Here is a 16,843-nt window from a genome sequence, read left to right on the forward strand (position 1 = left end):
GTTTTGCAAATGAACCATCAGCAGATTGCCCCAACTCCACCGCTAGGTTGGAATAGTTGGGACTGCTACGGCGCAGCTGTGACGGAAGAAGAGATTCGGGGCAATGCGGAATACATGGCCAAGCATCTGAAAGACTTTGGTTGGAACTATATCACCGTGGATATTCAATGGTATGAACCAGGAGCCCTTTCGTCTCAATATCGGCCGTTTGTTCCGCTTGTGATGGACGGCTATTCCCGGCTGATGCCTGCCGAGAATCGCTTCCCCTCTGCGGCCGGCGGCCAAGGCTTCAAGCCGTTAGCGGATTATGTGCATAGCCTCGGGCTGCGATTCGGCATTCATATCATGCGCGGCATTCCGCGGCAAGCCGTTCACGCCGCCACACCGATCTTGGGGACGACCGCAACCGCACGTGATATTGCACATCCCAATTCGATCTGTCCCTGGAATACCGATATGTACGGTGTGGATGCCTCCAAAGAAGGGGCGCAGGCCTATTATGATTCGCTCTTTGCCTTGTATGCCTCATGGGGCGTTGATCTCGTAAAAGTGGACGATATTGCCGCTTCCCGGCTTTACGGCACCCACCAAGCCGAAATTGCATTGATCTCCGAGGCGATCAAGCGCTGCGGCCGTCCGATGGTGCTCAGCTTATCCCCCGGACCGGCTCCGGTGGAGCTTGCAGCTTTCTTCGCCGAACATGCCAACATGTGGCGCATGACGGACGATTTCTGGGACCAGTGGCCGCTGCTAAGGGACATGTTCGACCGCTGCCGGGCATGGCAGGGCGTCCCGCAAGCCGGGTCATGGCCGGACTGCGACATGCTGCCGCTGGGGCATATCGGCATCCGCTCGGTGGACGGCGGCGGGGCGGATCGCTGGACCCGGTTCACCCGCGACGAACAATTAACGATGATGTCGCTTTGGAGCATTTTCCGTTCGCCGCTGATCTTTGGCGGGGAACTCCGAGACAACGACGAATGGACCTTGTCGCTGCTGACCAACCGCGAGGTGCTGCGGATGCACCGGGAAAGCCGCGGCGCCAAAGAAGCCCTTCGGCAAGACGACCTGATCATTTGGACAGCCGACCATCCCGAAGGGTTCAACTATGCAGCTGTTTTTAATGTAGGGGAAAGCGCGCTGCCGCTGGAGCTCCCTCTGGAGCAAATCGGTTTATCCGGCATTTCTTCCGGAACCGAGCTGTGGAGCGAAGCTCCCGCGGAGCTTACGACGGCTGGGGAGCTTCGGACTACGATCCCGCCGCACGGGGTGCGGTTGTATCGGTTGGAATAGTCAGTACACCTTCTTCAACAACTCAATCATCTCATCCAAGGTCAGACCAAAGGACTTGTAATAGGACACTTCGCTAGCCAACTGTTCCATCACCATTTCGTTGCGGATGCGCTGCATCTCTTCGGGGGAAAATTCAGCGACAAAACACCCTTTGCCGGTCACCGTATGGATCAAGCCGCGCCGCTCAAGTTCTTCCCACGCCTTCTTGACGGTGATGACACTCACCCGCAGCTCATGGGCGGCTTGCCGGATGGGCGGCAGGATATAGCCGCTCTCCAGCTCCCCTTTTAGAATTTGGGCGCTGATTTGCTCGAACAGTTGCTGATAGATCGGTTTCTCCGAAGTATTGGATATCGCGATGTTCATTGGATCTCCACTTGAAGGAATCGTTTGACCGCCATCCGGTAAGCCACTGCGGTAAGCGCAATGAAAATCACGATTCCTGCGATCAGAATATAGGCTTGAACTGCCAAATGATTCGCTTCCGTCCCATAAAACATACGATTCATCCCCGAATTCGCGATCCCGATCCACTGGGTGATCCCTGCAAACAATGTAGCTGCTACAGTGGAGATCAGCAGTGCCATACCAAATTTATACGCCGTCTTGTAATACATCGGAATAAAAATCAGGTTAAAGATCGCCAGCATCACCAAACAGAGACCAAAGAATCCTAAGTTCGGCGGGAAGAAGAAGTAGGTTATATCCGAATAGAAGCGCTGACTGACCAGGCCAAAGATTAGGGCAATCACCACATGCGCTAATTCCAGTCCGGCGATCACGATAATCCGCGCTTTCACAATGTCCCGTTTCGTAACAGGCATCATCGAGGTAAACATCAAATCGTTTTGTGCTCTCAGTTGGTTAAACATATTGGGGATGGTGATCCAACAAAAATACAAAATCACTATGAAGTAAATCCAGCCAGGAACAAACATCAAAACGCCCATTAACACAGGCATGCTCAATAATAGAGGATGTACACCCAGTCGGATATCTTTTCGGATCAAATTAATCATGGTTCTGCCCCCCTTTTCTCGCATAGTAAATCATAATATCCTCTAAGCTTGGCGTGGCGGCTCGGATTCCCGAAGTCGGGTCAAAGTCATCCGCATGGATCAAGCCCGTAAAGCCAAACGAGTTCGTTTTGTAGGAAATCATCCGCTCCTTCACCTGTGCAAGCTGGCCCTCGGAACCGTTCACGAGGAGATAGGATTCTTTGAATTCATCCTTCTCCCCGCTCAGCACAATTTGCCCGTTTGAGATAAAGGTAATATAATCTGCGCACTTCTCCAAGTCGGAGGTAATATGGGTGGAGAACAGAATGCTCACCTCGCCATCAGCAATCAGCTCCTGAAAAAGATCCAGCAGGTCATCCCGTGAAGCCGGATCCAGCCCGCTGGTCGGCTCGTCGAGGATCAGCAGCTTGGCCCCATGGGACAAAGCAAGCGTCAGGCTGTATTTGACCTTCATGCCCGTTGACAGTTCGGCGATCTTTCTATTCTCATCCAAGTTAAATCTCTTCATGTAGGAGGAGTAGATTTGATCGTCCCAATTTTCATAAAACCTCTTAATGGTATCCGTCAACGTCTTAATCTTACTGCGCGTGTAAAAATCAATGCTCCCGAAAGCAAATCCTATCTCCTGCTTTAATTCCAGCTCATGTTCCGCCATGTTCTTGCCCAGAATGTAAACCTCACCGCTGTCGATCCGAGTCATATTTAAAATCGACTTGATCGTCGTCGTTTTCCCTGCACCGTTAACTCCGATAAAGCCCATGATGTATCCCTTCTCCAACTGGAAAGAAACATCCTTCAGCTCAAAGGCGGGGAATTTCTTATGAATATGTCGAACATCTAATGCCAGCATGGAATACCCCCTCTTTTTAAATTGTGTATATCGTGTATACACAATATATCACGGATGGGAGGAGGCGTCAACCGAAGGCCGCCTTTCATATGTAAAAAAACACCCGCTCAACATTGCAGTTGACGGGTGTTCAAAATCAGAGTATTCGTACAAAACTCAGAGCCCAGCGGCGCGTTGCAGCCGTTTCGCGATTTCCACCAAATCCTCTGGCGATATGCCGGGGGCGAATTCCTCCTGAATCGGCTCCAGTTCTGGAATTTCGCCGCTGTACCCCGGCAGTCCGGCAAATGCTTCCAGCCTGCCGCCGTCCGTCGGATGCTGGCCGCGCCAAATTTGGGCGATGCCGTGATAGTCATGATCGCTGAACGTATACAATCTGCGATGCTCACCAGCGGCTTCCCAAGGACGGGTCGCATCAAACTTCCGATTTTCAATTTTCGGGATGGGCAGCATTTTGGTGACATCCACTCCGGTTGCGATCTCAAGCGCCTTCGCATACGCCAACACGTGCACGCCGCCGCGCACAAGAAGATAACCGATCATTGCTCTGGCCGTCGGATGATCGGTCATTTCATAGACGCGGGCCTTATGCGTCCGTGCACCACACTCCAGGAAATAGTTATGCAGCAAGTCGAAGATCAAGTTGCCGCTGCTAACGACGTACGATCCGTTCCAAGGACGCCCCATTGAGTCATACGGCAGAGAGGTCTGAGCGGATTCAATATAGTGAGGGGAGAAACGAAGATCCTTCGTATTCCCTAACGGAGTGGAATCCGGATCCCCGGGACGAGTCGTACCTTCCAGCATTAAATTGATCGTATTCGACACCAGCTCAACGTGACCAAACTCCTCTGCCGTAATACTCGCGACGAGGTCGTAAAACGGCTTGAGCTTGCTTTTTCCCCGGAAATTAAAGGACTGAAACAAATAGTTATTTAGCGTAGACATTTCACCAAACCGTCCGCCTAACAGTTCCTGAACGACGCTGGCGCCATTCGGATCCGGGGCTTTCGGTCTGGGCAATTCAATGGCCAATCGGTTTACGCGTTTAAACATGCATGTACCTCCCCATAAGTCTCAATTACTAAAAGCCTACGGGGGATAGCTCGGATATTATGCCGGACGGGTATTGATCGTCCGAAGCTTTGGTGTGGAAGTGCCTTTTGTTTATGGCTGGAAAACCTCTTGACCGTTGAGAATCAGTCTGTAGCTGATGTCGGCCTTCAGCGAGTCCGATACAGCACAATATTTCTCTTTGCCCATTTGAATAGCTTTCCAAATTTGATAATCTGGAATGTCTCCTTCAACGCGGAAGATCAGCTCAATGGCGGTAAAGCCGGACGGATTCTGCTCTTTCCGGGTACCGTCCGCTTCGATCTCTAGTGAAGTGATCTTCTCAAGGAATGAATTCAGAATCATGGTGATGTCAATGCCGATACATCCGGCCAGTCCGGCCAGCAAAAGCTCCATGGGTGTTGCACCTGTGCCGTCGCCGCCGTATTTTGGCGTAGCGTCCATTCTTACCGGATAACCGGAATCCCCGACTGATGTAAACAAACGTTTTCCATTCCAGGTTGTCATAACCTTCATCATCATTACCTACTTTCTGTTGTTAATGCTCCTGAAGTTGATTGATAAACTTACGAGCTCTTTCGGACTCCGTATTCTGAAAAAAAACTTCCGGTTCCTGCGATTCCACAATTACACCGCCATCCATAAACACGATCCGATTGGCGACCTGACGGGCAAATTTCATTTCATGAGTGACGATGACCATCGTCATCCCATCCCGGGCCAGCTGGCGCATAACTTCCAGCACCTCTCCGACAAGCTCGGGATCAAGAGCTGAAGTAGGCTCGTCAAACAGCATGATCGCCGGCTCCATGGCTAATGCTCGGGCAATTGCCACCCGCTGCTGCTGGCCGCCGGACAGCCTCGAGGGATATTCATCCTTCTTCGCCAACAGTCCAACCCGATCCAGCAGTCGTTCGCCGATCTGTACGGCTTCTTCTTTTTTCATTTTCTTCACAGATAACAGCGATTCGATCACGTTGCCAAGCGCTGTCTTGTGCGGATATAAGTTAAACTGCTGAAAGACCATTCCCGTATGACGACGAATTTCACGGAAGGCGGCCTGTTTCTTCTTAGACGGCATGGATGCGTCCACTCGAACACCATTCACCTCAAGCGATCCGCCGTCCAGCTCCTCAAGGCCGTTCAGACATCTCAGCAGGGTGCTTTTGCCGGAACCACTTGGTCCGAGCAGCACAACGATTTCTTTGGGAGCTACATGCAGATCAATGCTTTTCAACACCTCTGCTCCGTTAAAAGACTTGGACAATCCTGTCGTTTGAATCATATTTGCTCCACCTCATGCCTCAATATACTTTGGACAACTGCTTCTCCACCGCATTCAGAATGGCCGAGAACACAGTGCTCATGATCCAATACATGGCGGCGATCCCAACGAAAAAAGGCATATAGACATAATATTGAGCGATCAGCAGCTGCGCTGAACGCAGCAACTCGGTGACCGTAATGGCCGACACCAGCGCCGTCTCTTTAAGCATTCCGATAAAAGTATTACCCATAGGAGCAATGGCCACCCGAGCTGCTTGCGGCAGAATGATTCTTCTCATCGTCATCCAGCCCGTCATGCCCGTCGCATAAGCGGCTTCCGTCTGGCCCTTCGGAATTGACTGAATCGCCCCTCTGAACGTTTCAGACAGATAGGCGCCCACGTTGATGCTCAATGCCACATAAGCGGCTGTCAGCGGACCCAGCGTAATTCCGTAATCTACAACCCCGTAATAAACGATAAAAATTTGGACAAGAAGCGGCGTACCTCGAATAACCGACACATATACGCGGGCAATTCCGCGAACCAGCCAATTCCCTTTTAGTCGCGCAATCGCAACCACCAAACCGATGATCAGTCCGAAAAACATGGATACAACCGTAACAAGCAGCGTGTAATAAGCACCTTTCAGCAAGAAAGGAAGGTTATCCCATACCAGATTCATTGTCGTTTGAATCCCCTTTTGATTCCATGGTTAAAGCGAGAAGGCCATGAAAAAATACGAATTCTTCAAGGCCTTATCCTTTTCACGATTCTTTATTCTGCCGGCGGCTCTTCGCCAAACCATTTTTGGAAGATAGTGTTATAGGTGCCATCCGCTTTCATATCGGTCAAAGCCTGATCCAGAGCGGCCAGGAATTCCGGGTTATTTTTGCGGATCGCGATACCCGCTTGGTCGGATTTGATCGCATCGCCCACCGCTTTAATTTTATAGCCGTTTTTGTCGACAATGGGTTTCAAGGCGTACAAGTTATTGATGGTGGCATCGATCCGTCCCGCATTCAAATCCTGCAGGGAAGTAATCACATCGTCATAAGTTTTGATCTCGAAGTTGCCAACCTGCGGCAGCACGTCATTCCGGAGATAGGATTCATCGTTTGTGCCGAGTCCCACGCCGATATTTTTCCCTTTAAAGTCTTCCAGCTTCGTGATCGAGTCATTATCCTCTTTTACGATGATTTTAACTTCGTTCGTAATATACGGCTGGGTAAAATCAATTTGCTGCTTGCGTTCGTCAGTAATCGTAACCTGGCTGATAATGGCATCGATTTTTCCAGCCTGCAGACTAGGAATCAGTCCAGAGAATTCCTGCGGAGCAAACTCGACTTTAACGCCGAGCCGTTTGGCTACTTCTTTCGCAACGTCAGCATCAAAACCATCGATTTCCTTGTTTTCATTCAGGAAATTGTAAGGAGCGTAAGTCCCCATAAGCCCTACCTTTATCACACCCGCTGTTTTAATTTCGTTCAATAAATCACTTCCGGTATTTGCGGAGCTTCCTCCGTTCGCCGCATTGTTGGAAGGAGCCGAGCTTGGCGCGTTATTGCCGTTATTGTTAGAACCGCAGCCAGTCAATGCCAGAACTACGAGCAATACGGCGGATAATGTTAGAAACAGCATATTTCTGGATTTCTTACTTTTCAGCATGGATGTTCTCTCCTTTTTATTTATTGGGTAGCAGAATGGGTAAAATTCCGAAACGGCAGATCATTATCCAATCAAAGCTAAACACCAAGCAAACCAAAAAATTCGAATCTGGCCGTCTCCGCGGCAAGCTGCTGAGCCGTTTTGGATTCGATCCCGCTGCCTGGCGGCGCGAACCCGAGCAACCAACGTGAAATGACGCCTTCGATCAAGCTCATAATCATCGTGGCACGGAATTCAGCATCGATGGAAGCCGGGAGCATGCCTAACTCAATCGCCCTGCGAATGTTAAGAAGAAAAGAGTTCTCCATAGCTGCTCTCGTTTCCCGGATCGCATGGCGAATCGTTTCAACCCCTTCACCTCTGCCGAAAATAAGCTCTATTAAATACCGGTTGGATTCGGCAAACCGAAACAGACTTTCCAGCAGAGCTTCGGAGGCATGTACCATGTCCTGCACCGATCCTGCTTCCCGTCGGTATCCATGACGGATGACGTCAAGCAATTTTTCCCGGCCTTCCTTCACAATTTCCAGCGCAATCGCTTCTTTGCTTTTGAAGTACCAGTAGAACGTCCCTTGAGCCACCCCCGCCTCAGCGACAATATCGGAAATTTTTGTTGCATGATAGCCATCCTTGGCAAATCGCTTCATGGCAATTTGCAGAATATGCTCTCTGCGATCACTGTTGATTTGGGCTTCTTTCTCTCCGCTCAATCTGTTCCCACCCCACATGATTGACTAGTCAGTCAGTTTGTAATTAAATCCTATAGGATTTATATGATATTGTCAACTCTTGTATTGTGGAGACAAAAAAAGCGAGTTTTGCGCAGCAACGCAAACCCGCTTTTATATAGTCATATTTCGATCAACAACAACATTATTTCTTCTTATAAAACTCATGATACAGCTTCATGAGCGCTCGCTTCTCAATTCGTGACACGTAGCTGCGGCTGATGCCGAGCTCCTTGGCGATCTCGCGCTGAGTCCGTTCTTCTCCCCCATGCTCCAGCCCGAAACGCCCTTTGATGACTTCCTGCTCCCGCGCGTCCAGGATGTCCAGGTTGCGGTAAATTTTGCTCTTTTCCATTTTGAGCTGCACCCGGTCCACCACATCATCCGCTTCCGTCCCCAAAATATCAATGAGGGTGATTTCATTTCCTTCCTTGTCGGTTCCGATTGGATCATGCAAAGAGACGTCCTTGCGTGTTTTCTTGAGCGAACGTAAATGCATCAGGATTTCGTTCTCGATACAACGGGCCGCAAAGGTCGCGAGCTTCGTCCCTTTATTCGGCCGGAAGCTCTCGATCGCCTTGATCAGACCAATCGTCCCGATCGAGATCAAATCCTCTAAATCCTCGCCGGTGTTATCGAATTTCTTGACGATATGCGCCACCAGCCGCAGGTTATGCTCAATCAGGATATTGCGAGACTCCGCATCCCCTTCCGCCATACGCTGCAGATGCTTCGTTTCCTCTTCCTCGGTCAGGGGCTGCGGAAACGCATTATTTTTGACATACGATACGAGCAACGTCAGCTGTTTAATGAATAAAGCAATTGCGGTAAACAATCCCGGCAAAGATGACACCTCCCGCAGATTCACATCACGATGAATACAACCTCGCTTCATTTTGGGTCAATTCATTGTATGTGGGCGGAGGCCCATCCGTGCCTGTACGGAGGAAAAGAAATCCCTCTTTCGAACTTCTCTCAAAGTTTATGGTATTCTTCGTCCGATACGGGTTCTAACCATTCCGGCTTGCCTGACGTAATCGCGATGTGAACAAACCAGCTGTCTTTTTTGGCACCATGCCAGTGTTTGACGCCATCATGTGTGACAATGACATCCCCTGCTTTCAAGCTTTGGGCAGGTTTGCCTTCTTCCTGGTACCAGCCTTCCCCGCCTGTAACTAGCAAAATCTGATACCCCCCGCGGTGAATATGCCAGTTATTTCGGCATCCCGGTTCAAAGGTAACATTCCCAACGCTGACATTCACATGAGGATCAGAGACTAACCCTTGAAGATAGCTTTGACCTACAAAAAATTGAGAGAATGGATTTTTATCACCTAGAGAGAATAGAACTCCATTTTTCACTTCTTCATGTTTCGCCATTGATATCCCCCGCCTAATTTTATGATAATTTCCCTCCAAATACGGGGAAGAAACTGTGCTCCCCATAGTTTTGAATCGGTTCAATATTTTTTAAGATTTCCATATCGGCATCACTGATCACAAAATCAAGCTCGGCATTATTCCGCATGTGATCCGGATTGGCCGTCTTCGGAAGAACTACAAGACCAAGTTGGATATCATATCGAAGGCAAAGCTGTGCCACCGACACCCCATACTTATCAGCGATCGCCTTGATCTCCGCATGATTAAGAACAGCGCCATGGGCGATAGGAGAATAAGCCTCAACCAGGATGTCATTTTTCTGGCAAAAATCAATCAGCTCCCATGGCGTGTTGCCCACATGAGCCAAGATCTGATTAACCATCGGTTTGATTTCACAACTCGTTAAAATATTCTCGATATCATCCTGAAGGAAGTTCGAAAGGCCGATCGCTTTCACTTTTCCAGCTTTATAAGCAGCCTCCAGCGCTTTCCATACTTCTTTGTTTTCCTCGAAGTAACGCTTCTCCCCACGAAACTCTACCCAAGGCTGCGGACTATGAATAATGAGAAGATCGATGTAATCGACGCTTAACTTGGCTAATGACTCATCAATAGACTGTGTAACTGTAAAAAAAGTCTTTGCCTCTGCGGCTACCTTGGTCGTGATGAACAGTTCCTCCCTGGCCGCGCCGCATGTACGTATGCCTTTGCCCACCCCTTCTTCATTCATATAAGCCTGAGCTGTATCGATATGGCGATATCCGAGGGATACCGCATCCTTTAATGCTCGTTCTGCTTGTTCATTATTCAGCAACCAAGTGCCAAGCCCTATATTCGGTATCTCGATTCCGTTAGATAATTTTGATGTAGCATTATACATAGTATTTCTCTCCTTTACTTATTCATCTGGGATTGAAGATTATTAACATTGATCGTTTAATCAACTCGTGTTTATAATTTTAAACAGAATGAATCAACTTACAATCGTCAATACCTTTGGGTATGTTGAATATTGAACAAAATACTGAAAATTGACGATGATCTTGGAGAGGAGATTAAGAAATGACGAAAGTGGATCGAAGGGTACAAAAAACGCAAACCGCGATCAAAAGTGCGATTCTTGAATTAATGGCTGAAAAAGACTTTGAGGACATAACCATCCGTGATATTACCGACAAAGCCAATGTGAACCGAGGCACAATTTATCTCCACTACGTTGACAAATACGACTTGCTTGACAAGATTATCGAAGAACATATTAATAATCTCCGGGATCTCTGCCAATCCGCATCCGAAATGACGTTTACAGAGGGCAACTACGTCTGGTTCGATTACTTTGCCGAACATCATTTGTTCTTTTCCACGATGTTAAATACGAAAAGTGCCGCTTATTTTCGCAGTCGATTCCTTGATTTAGTCATTCAAGAATACAGGCCGGACGTAAATGTTACCGAAGGGAAAAACCAGGGGTTAAATGAAGAAATGTTTCTTCAATTTTTTGGCGCAGCGATCGTTGGTACAGTAGAATGGTGGTTTAGGAACGGGATGCCGCTGCCCCCTCGCGTAATCGCTGAACAAACGGGGATACTGCTGGATCGGAATATCTGAGACGTAAATCGGCGACCTCTCCCCAGTGGAATACCGGGAAGTGATCGCCGCTGTATTCTACTTACCAATTCTGCGTTCTGTTAAAAATTCAACTATTTCTGGATCGTAATGTGAGAAGAATAAGCTTTGTTCTTGATCCAGTTTCGCAATTTTATCCATGTCTTCATTGGTTAGTTCAAAATTAAAGACATCGAAATTCTCAATCATCCGTTCTTTCCTAACTGTTTTAGGAATAACAACCACATTACGCTGAATGAGATAACGAAGCGCAACTTGGGCAACCGATTTCCCATATTGCACTCCAATTTCTTTTAGGGTTTCATTCGTAAAGAAATGATTTCTTCCTTCTGCAAAAGGTCCCCAGGATTCAATTTGAGTACCATATTTCTCCATAATCTTTTGGGCTTGCTTTTGTTGGTTAAAGACATGGGTTTCCACTTGGTTCACCATTGGAGTGATCTCACTAAACTTGGCAATATCAATAAACCGATCAGGATAGAAATTACTTACTCCAATCGCTTTAATGATCCCTTTCTTGTAATACTCTTCCATCGCTCGATATGTTCCATAGTAGTCGTTAAACGGTTGATGGATTAATACTAAATCGATATAGTCGGATTGAAGCTTTTGTAAAGATTCGTCGATGGATGCTTTAGCTTTCTCGTAGCCGGCATTCGAAATCCAAACCTTTGTGGTAATGAAAAATTCATCACGAGGCAGGCCGCTTTTTCGAACAGCATTCCCTACAGCTTCTTCATTTCCGTAAGCTTGAGCAGTATCGATTGAACGATACCCCACTTCAATGGCTTCGCTTACAACTCGCTCACATTCTGCAAGATCAGGGATTTGATAGACGCCAAAACCCAATATCGGCATCTTAATTCCATTGGATAAAGTCACTGTCTCCATGCATATCCTCCTTGTTGCATCAAAGAAATCTATAGTGCTCCAACTACTGGATGCGGTACATACGGTTCTTCTAAATAAGCAACTTCTTCGGGGGTTAATTTAATCGATAATGCGCCAACGGCATCTTCAAGATGGGATATTTTCGTCGCCCCTATAATGGGTGAGGTTATCGTTTCTTTTTGCAGCAACCAAGCAATTGCAATTTGTGAACGAAGAACACCGTGTTTTTCCGCCAGTTCGGCGACTCGATCTACAATGATACGGTCAGTGCTTGCAGTTGCATCGTATTTTGATTTCTGTACACTGTCGGTTTCAGATCGAAGCGTATGTTCTGACCAATCGCGTGTTAATCTGCCTGAAGCAAGCGGGCTATATGGAGTTACCCCAATTTTTTCCTCCTTACAGAGCGGCAACATCTCCCGTTCCTCTTCACGGTAGATAAGATTAAGATGATTTTGCATCGATACAAACCGGGTCCACCCGTATTTCTCTGCCACATTCAATGCCTTGAGGAACTGCCATGCGTACATTGCAGAAGCACCAATATATCTAGCTTTACCCGCTTTTATAACATCATGTAATGCCTCCATGGTTTCTTCGATAGGAGTGTGATAATCCCAACGGTGGATGATATAAAGATCTACATAATCTGTTCCTAACCGTTTAAGGCTCTTATCAATTTCACTCATAATATGTTTTCGCGAGAGTCCTCTGCCATTCGGTTTTTGGCTGTTTAAATCTTTTCCCGTAGGAAAATAAACCTTTGTCGCAATAACTACCTCGTCTCGGTTGGCAAAATCCTTAAGAGCACGACCAACAAATTCTTCACTTGTTCCGTCTGAATAAACATTGGCGGTATCAAAAAAATTGATCCCTAAATCGAGAGCTTTTTTGATAATTTGGCGACTGCTCTCTTCATCGATCACCCAGGGGTGAACCCAGCGTTCTTTCACACCAAAACCCATACATCCAAGACTCAGACGGGATACATCCAATCCTGAATTTCCAAGTTTCACGTACTCCATTTTGTTCACCTTCTTACTAAATGATTAATTACAATCCCCTGTACTCTTAATATGACTCAAATGAGATCGGGGCAGGTATCACAATCCTGCCAAATGATTGCATAATCCTCTCACAACCATTCACGAAATCGATGAATAGGATTTATAATGGAACCATCCGATTAGGCAAAGGAAGATTATAGATGTTTGATCAATTATATAGGCAAAGAGCAGAGCTCGCCGAAATGATAGAGAAGCACACTGGCCAAGACGGAACTCAAGCGACTGCTATACCTTCTTTATTTTTCTCACGATACTCCAGCCATATTGGTCCGATGTACGGAGTTCATAAACCTTCCTTGTGCATTGTCGTTCAAGGAGCGAAAGAGGTGATGCTTTCACAGGAGCGTTTCCTATATGGTCCTGCCGATTACCTGATTGCATCCGTAAAACTGCCAATTACCGGACAAGTTACGGAAGCCTCACCTAAAGTTCCTTATCTGGCCCTAAAAATTGAATTCACAGTCCATGAAATTTTAGAAGCGCTGCATGAATTCCAATTGGGTGTCGAAAAGAAAGAAAATGCGAGACGAGGAATGTATGTCAGTAAAATAGAGCCTTCTTTGCTGGACGCAGTAACAAGATTAGCTCGATTGCTGGATCATCCAGTGGATCATAAAATGCTCGCCCCTATCATTAAGAAAGAAATCATCTACAGAGTTCTCCAAGGAGAGCATGGAGCCACACTAAAACAAATCGCAATAGAAGGAAGTTCCACCAGCCAAGTTAGTGATGTGATTGAATATATCATGAATCATTTTGAACAGTCTTTTAAGATTGAAGACCTTGCAAAAATAGCAAATATGAGTGTTTCTTCCCTCCATCGCCACTTTAAAGAGGTAACGACCATGAGCCCGATTCAATTCCAAAAACAACTGAGACTGCAAGCTGCACGGAGTTTATTATTATCTGAATCCGCAGATGCAGCAGAAGTTGCTTTCCGGGTGGGTTATGATAGTCCATCGCAGTTTAGCCGTGAATACTCGCGCATGTTTGGCTTGCCGCCCAAAAAAGATATAATGCGCCTGTTAAATCACAGTGACATGATTAATGCGTAATGCCTAAGTATGATCTACTACCCCAAACAAGGAGGAGCGGGCATGAAGAACACCCGTTGCGCTGTACCAGGAACAGCCTTGGAAAAGAGCGGCTTCTATTACACGCTGTCCATTATCGGCGGAAAATATAAAATGACCATCATGTACTTACTCGCGGAGCATAAGGTTTTACGACACAATGAAATTCACCGATACCTGGAAAGCGTCTCCTATAAAACGCTAAGTGTTATGCTGAAAGAGCTTATGGCCGATGGCATTATTTCGCGCAAAGAGTACCCGCAGATTCCTCCCAAAGTGGAATATTCACTGACCGAGCGGGGACAATCCCTCATCCCGATCTTAAACATGATGTGCGATTGGGGGGAGCAGAATCGGGAGACTTATAACTTATCCAAAAACTCCAGATAGTCTTTAACGCCTTGCTCGATTTCTTCTGAACTTGAAGAATACTCCTCGCCAGGGACGATCTCTGCACCGTAAAAAGCGAAAAACGAGCGATAATCCGCACGACAATAATAGCGGAAAGTGGTCTCAAACGGTGTCAGCAACTGTTCCAACGTATAGTGGTATCGGCCGCTTTCCAGATAATCGCTCTTCCGGATCCCCGCGGTGACTGCCAAAGCTACTTTTTTCCCCTGCAGCTTGTCTCCCCCGTTCCTGCCGTAAGCCCAGCCTTGAGTCAGCACTTCGTCCAGCCAAGTTTTCAGAATGGGCGGGCATGAGAACCATTGGATCGGAAACTGCAGAACGAGATGATCGTGAGCCTCGACCAGCTTCTGCTCTTGTTCCACATCGATGATCCCATCTGGATAAGCGGAAGTTAATTCATGGACGGTATATGTTTCGGGATATTTTCGCAATTCTTCGATAAACCTCTTGTTAATGACAGACTTAGAAATGTTGGGATGCGCCACAATGATGAGTGTTTTCATGGAGAACCTCCTGTTTCTTGTTTTGAGAATCATTTTATTGGAGTTGAAAAATAAAACAAGAACGCACTTTAAAGTGGGGTACTTACCTCGAAGTAAGGGAATCCAATAAAAAAAGGACATCAGCCTGAGCTGTGTCCTCCTAGGAATTGACTAAACATATTCGTTCTGCCAGATCCTCAATCGTCTCTCGCATGGCAAGCTTTTGGCGCCAAGTTTCCGGGATCGCTTCATATCCATATCCAAAAAAAACGCAGTGCGGGAGTAAAAACACTCCCACTCTGCGGATTTGTTGACTTGCAACCGAATTACTGAGGCGCTTGATTACTCCACGTCTTGCCGCCGTCAACGGAATACAACTTCTTGCCGTTCTCCGTTTTCACCAACAATTTTACGCCTCCCCTGTGGGTGAAGACTCCTTCTGTTGGTCCCTGACGATCTCCTTCCACAGGAGCCGTTCCTCTTGAAATGGTCACTTTGTACCTCTGTCAATAGAGTAGACACAAAGAATCGAGAAAATTATGCGGCAGATCGGTACATACGTTCGCACTCATTGGGCGTAGAATACCCAATCGCGGAATGGATTCGTTTTCCATTGTAGAAGCAGGTAATATATTCAAAAATGCGTTTCTTGGCTTGCTTGCGTGTTTTGAACTTCTCCAAGTAGACAAGCTCTTTCTTGAGCACACTGTGGAACGATTCAATACACGCATTATCGTAGCAGTTCCCTTTGCGGCTCATACTGCCTTTCATCTTGTAGGTGCGCAGCCGCGCCTGGTAGTCATGGGAAGCGTACTGGCTGCCGCGATCCGAATGATGCAGAACCTCTCCGCGCGGTCGCTGCTGGCTGTGGGCGCGGTCCAGCGCCGTTAACACGAGTTCTTTCGTCATTCGCTCATCCATGTGAAATCCAACGATTTTACGACTGTACAGGTCCATGATGCTTGCCAGGTATAGCCAACCCTCATCGGTCGGGATATACGTAATATCAGCCACCCAGGCCTTGTTTGGAGCGGACGGATTAAACTCGCGGTTCAACACGTTCTCTTGGACAGGCAGGTTGTGCTTCGAGTTGGTTGTGGCCTTGTATTTCTTCACCGTGCGAGAACGTAAACCCAGCTCCTTCATGATCCGAGCGACTGTTTTCTCGGACACTCGTATGCCCTGCTTGTGCAGTTCTTTTGCTACTTTGGGGCTTCCATATAATCGACGGGATTCTAGAAAGATACGACGGATCCGCCGCTCCAGCTTGCGACGTCGCTTTTCACGTTTGCTGGCTTTTCGCTGGGTCCATTTGTAATAGCCGCTTCGGGATACTTCAAAGGCTTCGCACATCTTCGAGACTCGGCACTTGAAGCGATGATCGTGGATGAAAGTATAGATCAGCGCCGGTCTTTGGCGAAGTAGTGCATCGCCTTTTTTAAGATGTCGTTCTCCTCTTCCAGATCACGAAGGCGTTTCTGAAGATCTCTCATTGCTTTATCGTCGGCTTTCAGTTGCCCACTGCCTGGAAAGGCCTGTGCGCCGTCTTTCTTGTATTCCGCCATCCAACGATACAGAGTGTTGTCGCTGATCCCCAGTTCGCGGGCGACCTGCGCCACCACCTTTCCTTCTTCCTGGATCATCTGAATCGTTTGCAGTTTAAATTCTTTATCGTATTTTTTCGTCATGGTAGCACCTCGAATTTGGATAGATTCATTTTACCCGATTCTCGGTTCTCCATGTCTACTTTTTAGTCTATCAGCACTTTGCCGTCAGCATCAATCGTTTCGTTTACCCCATTAGGTGCTTCTTGGCTCCAGGTTTTGCCGTCGTCTTCGGAGTACCATCTCGCACCGTCTTCCGATTTAACTAACAGGGTTGTGAACGAATTGGAGGCCGAAGCCGATACCGCACCGAGGGAAGCAACAAGCGCCCCGCATACAAGCAAAGTACCTAGTTTTTTCTTGTTGTTCATCGCAGATAGAAATTTGAATTTCATCGTGGGATACCTCCA

The 16,843-nt window shown here is 47.4% G+C and carries 22 protein-coding genes; 4 read left to right on the forward strand and 18 right to left on the reverse strand.

What is annotated here, in order from left to right:
• Positions 1 to 9 precede the first annotated feature (9 nt).
• A complete protein-coding gene (locus tag NSQ80_RS15240; protein WP_339299732.1) occupies positions 10 to 1,293 on the forward strand; it encodes a glycoside hydrolase family 27 protein in 1,284 nt (427 codons plus the stop codon).
• Here the strand turns inward: NSQ80_RS15240 and NSQ80_RS15245 are convergent, their stop codons facing one another.
• The 12 genes from NSQ80_RS15245 to NSQ80_RS15300 form a co-directional block, all read right to left on the reverse strand.
• A complete protein-coding gene (locus tag NSQ80_RS15245; protein ID WP_085168734.1) occupies positions 1,294 to 1,659 on the reverse strand; it encodes a GntR family transcriptional regulator in 366 nt (121 codons plus the stop codon).
• A complete protein-coding gene (locus tag NSQ80_RS15250; RefSeq protein ID WP_323077273.1) occupies positions 1,656 to 2,336 on the reverse strand; it encodes an ABC-2 transporter permease in 681 nt (226 codons plus the stop codon). The genes NSQ80_RS15245 and NSQ80_RS15250 overlap by 4 nt, the downstream gene beginning before the upstream one ends.
• A complete protein-coding gene (locus NSQ80_RS15255; protein WP_339299735.1) occupies positions 2,305 to 3,162 on the reverse strand; it encodes an ABC transporter ATP-binding protein in 858 nt (285 codons plus the stop codon). Before NSQ80_RS15255 ends, NSQ80_RS15250 begins: the two co-directional genes overlap by 32 nt.
• A gap of 156 nt (positions 3,163 to 3,318) precedes the next feature.
• Entirely contained in the window at positions 3,319 to 4,218 is a 900-nt protein-coding gene (locus tag NSQ80_RS15260) for a manganese catalase family protein (protein WP_009224293.1), read from the reverse strand.
• A gap of 111 nt (positions 4,219 to 4,329) precedes the next feature.
• Positions 4,330 to 4,752 (reverse strand): OsmC family protein, encoded by a 423-nt coding sequence (locus NSQ80_RS15265; protein ID WP_016311267.1) that lies wholly within the window; start codon positions 4,750 to 4,752, stop codon positions 4,330 to 4,332.
• Between the two features lie 22 nt (positions 4,753 to 4,774).
• Entirely contained in the window at positions 4,775 to 5,521 is a 747-nt protein-coding gene (locus NSQ80_RS15270) for an amino acid ABC transporter ATP-binding protein (protein ID WP_009224295.1), read from the reverse strand.
• 19 nt (positions 5,522 to 5,540) lie between these two features.
• Complete coding sequence (locus tag NSQ80_RS15275) at positions 5,541 to 6,185, reverse strand: amino acid ABC transporter permease (protein WP_009224296.1); 645 nt, start codon at positions 6,183 to 6,185, stop codon at positions 5,541 to 5,543.
• Positions 6,186 to 6,277: 92 nt separating this feature from the next.
• The gene (locus NSQ80_RS15280) at positions 6,278 to 7,165 is read right to left on the reverse strand and encodes a transporter substrate-binding domain-containing protein (protein ID WP_036644787.1); all 888 of its coding nucleotides are present in this window, start codon (positions 7,163 to 7,165) and stop codon (positions 6,278 to 6,280) included.
• Positions 7,166 to 7,245: 80 nt separating this feature from the next.
• Positions 7,246 to 7,878, reverse strand: coding sequence for a TetR family transcriptional regulator (locus tag NSQ80_RS15285; RefSeq protein WP_009224298.1), 633 nt, complete (start codon positions 7,876 to 7,878; stop codon positions 7,246 to 7,248).
• Positions 7,879 to 8,041: 163 nt separating this feature from the next.
• The gene (gene sigK, locus NSQ80_RS15290; protein ID WP_339299738.1) at positions 8,042 to 8,740 is read right to left on the reverse strand and encodes an RNA polymerase sporulation sigma factor SigK; all 699 of its coding nucleotides are present in this window, start codon (positions 8,738 to 8,740) and stop codon (positions 8,042 to 8,044) included.
• 131 nt (positions 8,741 to 8,871) lie between these two features.
• On the reverse strand, positions 8,872 to 9,276 hold the full coding sequence (locus tag NSQ80_RS15295; protein ID WP_028540255.1) for a cupin domain-containing protein: 405 nt from the start codon (positions 9,274 to 9,276) through the stop codon (positions 8,872 to 8,874).
• Between the two features lie 19 nt (positions 9,277 to 9,295).
• Positions 9,296 to 10,159 (reverse strand): aldo/keto reductase, encoded by an 864-nt coding sequence (locus NSQ80_RS15300; protein WP_260071669.1) that lies wholly within the window; start codon positions 10,157 to 10,159, stop codon positions 9,296 to 9,298.
• 182 nt (positions 10,160 to 10,341) lie between these two features.
• Between NSQ80_RS15300 and NSQ80_RS15305 the strand changes: the two genes are divergently transcribed.
• Positions 10,342 to 10,887, forward strand: coding sequence for a TetR/AcrR family transcriptional regulator (locus tag NSQ80_RS15305; RefSeq protein ID WP_339299741.1), 546 nt, complete (start codon positions 10,342 to 10,344; stop codon positions 10,885 to 10,887).
• A gap of 57 nt (positions 10,888 to 10,944) precedes the next feature.
• Here the strand turns inward: NSQ80_RS15305 and NSQ80_RS15310 are convergent, their stop codons facing one another.
• A complete protein-coding gene (locus tag NSQ80_RS15310; RefSeq protein WP_260071671.1) occupies positions 10,945 to 11,796 on the reverse strand; it encodes an aldo/keto reductase in 852 nt (283 codons plus the stop codon).
• Positions 11,797 to 11,825: 29 nt separating this feature from the next.
• On the reverse strand, positions 11,826 to 12,821 hold the full coding sequence (locus NSQ80_RS15315; RefSeq protein WP_028540040.1) for an aldo/keto reductase: 996 nt from the start codon (positions 12,819 to 12,821) through the stop codon (positions 11,826 to 11,828).
• Positions 12,822 to 13,003: 182 nt separating this feature from the next.
• On the opposite strand from NSQ80_RS15315, the gene NSQ80_RS15320 reads away from it, so the two are divergent.
• Positions 13,004 to 13,918 (forward strand): AraC family transcriptional regulator, encoded by a 915-nt coding sequence (locus tag NSQ80_RS15320; RefSeq protein ID WP_085170914.1) that lies wholly within the window; start codon positions 13,004 to 13,006, stop codon positions 13,916 to 13,918.
• A 42-nt stretch (positions 13,919 to 13,960) separates the two neighbouring features.
• Positions 13,961 to 14,326, forward strand: coding sequence for a helix-turn-helix domain-containing protein (locus tag NSQ80_RS15325; RefSeq protein WP_085170913.1), 366 nt, complete (start codon positions 13,961 to 13,963; stop codon positions 14,324 to 14,326).
• On the opposite strand, the gene NSQ80_RS15330 is transcribed toward NSQ80_RS15325, so the two are convergent.
• The 4 genes from NSQ80_RS15330 to NSQ80_RS15345 form a co-directional block, all read right to left on the reverse strand.
• Positions 14,299 to 14,850, reverse strand: coding sequence for an NAD(P)H-dependent oxidoreductase (locus NSQ80_RS15330; RefSeq protein ID WP_085170912.1), 552 nt, complete (start codon positions 14,848 to 14,850; stop codon positions 14,299 to 14,301). The genes NSQ80_RS15325 and NSQ80_RS15330 overlap by 28 nt on opposite strands.
• Positions 14,851 to 15,155: 305 nt before the next feature.
• Positions 15,156 to 15,296 (reverse strand): hypothetical protein, encoded by a 141-nt coding sequence (locus NSQ80_RS15335; RefSeq protein WP_339299751.1) that lies wholly within the window; start codon positions 15,294 to 15,296, stop codon positions 15,156 to 15,158.
• 70 nt (positions 15,297 to 15,366) lie between these two features.
• Positions 15,367 to 16,517 (reverse strand): IS3 family transposase gene (locus tag NSQ80_RS15340; protein ID WP_323078635.1). Its coding sequence is split into 2 segments (ribosomal slippage): positions 15,367 to 16,262 and positions 16,262 to 16,517, totalling 1,152 coding nucleotides; the frame shifts between segments, so codons are not numbered across the junction.
• 62 nt (positions 16,518 to 16,579) lie between these two features.
• Positions 16,580 to 16,828 carry a hypothetical protein gene (locus NSQ80_RS15345; protein ID WP_339299753.1) on the reverse strand — a complete coding sequence of 83 codons (249 nt, stop codon included), beginning with the start codon at positions 16,826 to 16,828 and terminating at the stop codon, positions 16,580 to 16,582.
• Positions 16,829 to 16,843: the final 15 nt, after the last annotated feature.

It is taken from the genome of Paenibacillus sp. FSL K6-2441, from assembly GCF_037964765.1.
GTDB lineage: Bacteria > Bacillota > Bacilli > Paenibacillales > Paenibacillaceae > Fontibacillus > Fontibacillus phoenicis.

Coding starts and splice junctions, on each gene's coding strand:
- NSQ80_RS15295 (WP_028540255.1), bottom strand. CDS start 9,276: ATGGCGAAACATGAAGAAGTGAAAAATGGAGTTCTATTCTCTCTAGGT.
- NSQ80_RS15315 (WP_028540040.1), bottom strand. CDS start 12,821: ATGGAGTACGTGAAACTTGGAAATTCAGGATTGGATGTATCCCGTCTG.
- NSQ80_RS15310 (WP_260071671.1), bottom strand. CDS start 11,796: ATGGAGACAGTGACTTTATCCAATGGAATTAAGATGCCGATATTGGGT.
- NSQ80_RS15330 (WP_085170912.1), bottom strand. CDS start 14,850: ATGAAAACACTCATCATTGTGGCGCATCCCAACATTTCTAAGTCTGTC.
- NSQ80_RS15250 (WP_323077273.1), bottom strand. CDS start 2,336: ATGCGAGAAAAGGGGGGCAGAACCATGATTAATTTGATCCGAAAAGAT.
- NSQ80_RS15320 (WP_085170914.1), top strand. CDS start 13,004: ATGTTTGATCAATTATATAGGCAAAGAGCAGAGCTCGCCGAAATGATA.
- NSQ80_RS15325 (WP_085170913.1), top strand. CDS start 13,961: ATGAAGAACACCCGTTGCGCTGTACCAGGAACAGCCTTGGAAAAGAGC.
- NSQ80_RS15245 (WP_085168734.1), bottom strand. CDS start 1,659: ATGAACATCGCGATATCCAATACTTCGGAGAAACCGATCTATCAGCAA.
- NSQ80_RS15345 (WP_339299753.1), bottom strand. CDS start 16,828: ATGAAATTCAAATTTCTATCTGCGATGAACAACAAGAAAAAACTAGGT.
- NSQ80_RS15260 (WP_009224293.1), bottom strand. CDS start 4,218: ATGTTTAAACGCGTAAACCGATTGGCCATTGAATTGCCCAGACCGAAA.
- NSQ80_RS15305 (WP_339299741.1), top strand. CDS start 10,342: ATGACGAAAGTGGATCGAAGGGTACAAAAAACGCAAACCGCGATCAAA.
- NSQ80_RS15240 (WP_339299732.1), top strand. CDS start 10: ATGAACCATCAGCAGATTGCCCCAACTCCACCGCTAGGTTGGAATAGT.
- NSQ80_RS15300 (WP_260071669.1), bottom strand. CDS start 10,159: ATGTATAATGCTACATCAAAATTATCTAACGGAATCGAGATACCGAAT.
- NSQ80_RS15255 (WP_339299735.1), bottom strand. CDS start 3,162: ATGCTGGCATTAGATGTTCGACATATTCATAAGAAATTCCCCGCCTTT.
- NSQ80_RS15275 (WP_009224296.1), bottom strand. CDS start 6,185: ATGAATCTGGTATGGGATAACCTTCCTTTCTTGCTGAAAGGTGCTTAT.
- NSQ80_RS15270 (WP_009224295.1), bottom strand. CDS start 5,521: ATGATTCAAACGACAGGATTGTCCAAGTCTTTTAACGGAGCAGAGGTG.
- NSQ80_RS15265 (WP_016311267.1), bottom strand. CDS start 4,752: ATGAAGGTTATGACAACCTGGAATGGAAAACGTTTGTTTACATCAGTC.